Annotated in this window: 3 protein-coding genes; all 3 read right to left on the bottom strand. The window is 71.3% G+C overall.

Features of this window, described 5'->3' with window-relative positions:
* Positions 1-993: Hsp70 family protein (locus ABD335_RS26765; RefSeq protein WP_344328118.1), on the bottom strand; the 993-nt coding region annotated here is incomplete at its 3' end.
* 300 nt (positions 994-1,293) lie between these two features.
* Positions 1,294-2,655: an MFS transporter gene (locus ABD335_RS26760; RefSeq protein ID WP_425583757.1), complete on the bottom strand. Its 1,362-nt coding sequence runs from the start codon at positions 2,653-2,655 to the stop codon at positions 1,294-1,296.
* Between the two features lie 240 nt (positions 2,656-2,895).
* Positions 2,896-4,088: 3-keto-disaccharide hydrolase (locus ABD335_RS26755; protein ID WP_344328113.1), on the bottom strand; the 1,193-nt coding region annotated here is incomplete at its 5' end.

The raw sequence follows: 4,088 nt of genomic DNA, 5'->3' as shown, positions 1-4,088 counted from the left end.
CAGCTCCTTGACCAGCTCCGAGACCGCGGGCATACGCGTCGAACCACCGACCAGGATCACGTGATCGATGTCGGACACCTGGACTCCGGCATCCCGCACGGCCTGGTGGAAGGGCCCCTTGCAGCGCTCCAGCAGGTCCTGGGTGAGCCGCTGGAACTGGGCGCGGGTGAGCTTCTCGTCCAGGTGCAGCGGACCCTCGGCCGAGGCCGTGATGTAGGGCAGGTTGATGGTGGTCTCCGTCGCGGCGGACAGTTCGATCTTCGCCTTCTCCGCCGCCTCGCGCAGGCGCTGGAGGGCCATCTTGTCCTTGGACAGATCGATCCCGTAGGCGTTCTGGAACTGCTTGACCAGGTAGTCGACGACCCGCTGGTCCCAGTCGTCACCGCCCAGGTGCGTATCGCCGGAGGTGGCCTTCACCTCGACGACGCCGTCGCCGATCTCCAGCAGGGACACGTCGAACGTGCCACCGCCGAGGTCGAAGACCAGGACGGTCTGGTCCTCCTTCTCCAGCCCGTAGGCCAGGGCGGCGGCGGTCGGCTCGTTGATGATCCGCAGCACGTTCAGACCGGCGATCTCGCCGGCCTCCTTGGTCGCCGTGCGCTGCGCGTCGTTGAAGTACGCCGGCACGGTGATCACCGCGTCGGCGACCTTCTCGCCCAGGTACGTCTCGGCGTCCCTCTTCAGCTTCTGCAGGACCCGAGCCGAGATCTCCTGGGCCGTGTAGCGCCTGCCGTCCACGTCCCCCGTCGACGGGAAGTGCCAGTTCGCGTCGCCCATGTGCCGCTTCACCGACCGGGCGGTGCGCTCCACGTTCGTCACGGCCTGGCGCTTGGCGATCTCCCCCACCAGTACTTCGCCGCTCTTGGCGAAGGCCACCACCGAGGGGGTCGTCCGCGCGCCCTCGGCGTTGGCGACCACGGTCGGCTCGCCGCCTTCCAGGACGCACACCACGGAGTTGGTCGTGCCGAGGTCGATACCGACTGCGCGTGCCATCGTGCCCTCCTTCCCCACCGCCGAAGCGACGGGAGGCGCTTTATGCCCATATTTCAGGCATAAAACTTGAGTCGGCATAAGTCAACTTGCTCGGGGGATTCCCTCGTGGCGCGAGTACCCCGCCTCGGGTTCGGCCACGGGCTCCGCTCGGCGCCCCTTCCCCTACCCCTGCTCGTGCTCGGCGGTGCGGCGTCCACCACACACCGCGCACACTCCGCACACCGCGCCGCACCGCGCCGGCCGGCCCGCTCGGGAGCACCGGGCGCCCGGTGAACTCTCCGGCTCGACCTCGGCCGTCGTTCAGATCCGGTAGCGCCGCAGCGCGGGCGCGGCGAGGGCCAGCGCCGACATGGCGACGACCACCAGCAGGCCCCCGCCCGCCACGGCCGCGCGGGTTCCGAAGGCCGAGCCCGCCGTGCCGTGCAGCAGGTCGGCCAGCCGGGGGCCGCCCGCCACCACGACGGTGAAGACGCCCTGCATCCGGCCGCGCATCTCGTCCGTGGCCGCCGACTGCAGGATGGCCCCGCGGAAGACCATGGAGACCATGTCGGCGAACCCGGCCACCGCCAGGAACAGCACGGCCCACCACAGCCCCGCGCTCAGCCCGAACGCCGCGATGGCCGCGCCCCAGACCACCACCGCGCCGATCACCATCCACCCGTGCCGGCGGGCGTGGGAGTAGGTGCCGGACATCAGCCCGCCGACCACCGCGCCGACCGGGATGGCCGCGTAGAGGAAGCCGAGCGCCAAGCCCTCGCCCCAGGGGGCGTAGGTGGTGGCGGCCAGTTGCGGGAAGAGCGCGCGCGGCATGCCGAGCACCATCGCGATGATGTCGGCGAGGAAGGACAGCAGCAGCACCCGGCGCGCCACGATGTACCGGAACCCGGCGGCTATCTCGCGCGGTCCGGCCGGACGCGGGGTGCCGCCGGTGAGCGGCGGCAGGGCCGGCAGCTTCCGTACGGCCGTCACCGCCGCGCACAGGGCGATCGCGTCGACGAGGTAGAGCGTGCCCAGGCCGACGGCCGGTATCAGCGCGCCGGCGAGCAGCGGACCGAGGACCAGGCCCGTCTGCATCACCGTCGAGTTGAGCGCGTTCGCCGCCGGCAGCTCCCCCGCGGGCACCAGCCGGGCCACCGAGGCGCTGCGGGCGGGCGCGTTCATGCCGAAGAACGCCTGCTGGAGCGCGAGCAGCACCATCAGCGCCGCCACCGACTCCAGTCCGGCGGCGGCCTGCGCCCAGAACAGCAACGAGGTGACGGCGATGCCGATGTTGGTGACCAGCAGCACCTTCCGCCGGTCCAGGCTGTCGGCGACCGCGCCGCCCCACAGCGCGAAGACCACCAGCGGCAGCAGGCCCGCGAGGCTCGCGTAGCCGACCCAGGCCGAGGAGCCGGTGATGTCGTAGACCTGCTTCGGCACGGCCACGGCGGTGAGCTGACTGCCGACGGCGGTGGCGGTGGTGGAGGTCCACAGCCGGCGGAAGGCCGGGCGGCGCAGCGGCCGGGTGTCCATCGCCCAGCGCCGCCACCCGGAGCGCTCCGGTCTCGCCTCGGGGTGGGGCGGCGTGTGTTCCCCGCCGCTGTCGGCGCTCTCCTCGGTGGTGCTCTTCCCGGTGTCCACGGCCGTCCTGGTTTCGTTGTACACGTCATTGGTCCGACCCATTCTCACCGACGCGGAGGGCGCCCCCGCGGGCGGCCGTCGGGGGCGGATGGAGTGGCCCACGTGGGGTGATCTCCAACGCGGCGGCTCGCCGTCGCGACCGGAGTGACCGCCCTCCCGTCGACGTGACGGCGAGGGCGGCTCGACGGCGACGGGGCCTCTCGGAAGGCGGCCGGCCCGTCGGACGCCATCGACGGGGTGTCCCCGTCGGTGGGGACACCCCGTCGGCCGTGCGGCCGGTTCCTACAGTTCCTTGATGCGGATGTTGCGGAAGGAGATCACATCGGTCGTGCCGTGCGTCTGCAGGCCGATGTAGCCCGAGGCGTAGCGGCGGCCGTCCGTGCCCGGGTCGTCGGCCCGGGGCGGGGAGAACTCCTGGCCCGCGACGTTGTCGAACTCGTTGATCAGCACGCCGTTGCGGAAGACCGAGTAGTGCTGGTCGACCACGCGGATCTCGTACTCGTTCCAGGTGCCCTTCTCCGTGACGCCCGCGCCGCCGAGGCCGACCCGGTCGAACCCGTAGATCGAGCCCGTCTTGTACTGGTCGCCGTCGGGCCGGTCGAGGATCTGCACCTCGTGGCCGTACTTGATCGCCACCCACTCCGGGCGGGACTCCTCGGGATGGTCGTGGACGTACGGGAAGCGGACGAAGACGCCGCTGTTGGCCCGGCCCGTCCCCGGCGCGTCGTCGCGGAACTGCAACTTCAGGGAGAAGTCGTCGTACCGGCGCTCGGGGAACCACAGCATGCCCATGCCCGGCACGGTGGTGCTGCTGGTGATGGTGCCGTCGTCGTTCAGACCGAAGGCGCCGCCGCCGACGTGCTGCCACCGGTCGAAGGACTTCCGCGTGCCGTCGAAGAGGTCCCGGTAGCCCTGGTTCTGCCCCGGCTTGCCGATGCCCGACTGCTTGGCCGCCTTGTTGATCGCCTTCTGCTCCCGCTTGTCGATCACCCCCTCGTCCAGCAGGTCGTCCGTGACCTCCTGCACGTGCTTGCGGAAGAGGGCGTGGGACGCCCAGTCCCTCTCGTCCTCGATGAGTTCGTTGATGGTGCAGCGGTTGCCGGTGACGCGGTTGGGCACGCCGGTGTCGACGGTTCCGACGACGACGGTCGGGCGCTCGTCCCACTCCGGGCACGGCGGGGCGGGCACTCCGCCGCCCTCGACCACGGTGAAGGCCACCTGCTTCGCCTCGGAGGTGTTCCCGGCCTTGTCGGTCGCCCGGTAGGCGACGGTGTGACGGCCCAGGCGGTCGACGGTCACCGGGTCGGTGTAGGCGAGGTAGGGGCCGCCGTCGAGCGAGTACTCGATCCTCTCGACGCCGGAGTCGTCGTCAGTGGCGGTCACCGTCACCTTCGCCCTGCCCACGTAGTCGCCGTTCGCGTTCTTCTCGCCCGTCACGGTGGCGGAGGTCTCCGGCGCGGTGGTGTCGTCCGTGG

Origin of the sequence: Streptomyces macrosporus (genome assembly GCF_039533145.1) — a bacterium.
Classification (GTDB): Bacteria; Actinomycetota; Actinomycetes; order Streptomycetales; family Streptomycetaceae; genus Streptomyces; species Streptomyces macrosporus.
Note: the sequence above shows the minus strand (reverse complement) of the source record. Positions and strands in the feature narration are given on the sequence as shown.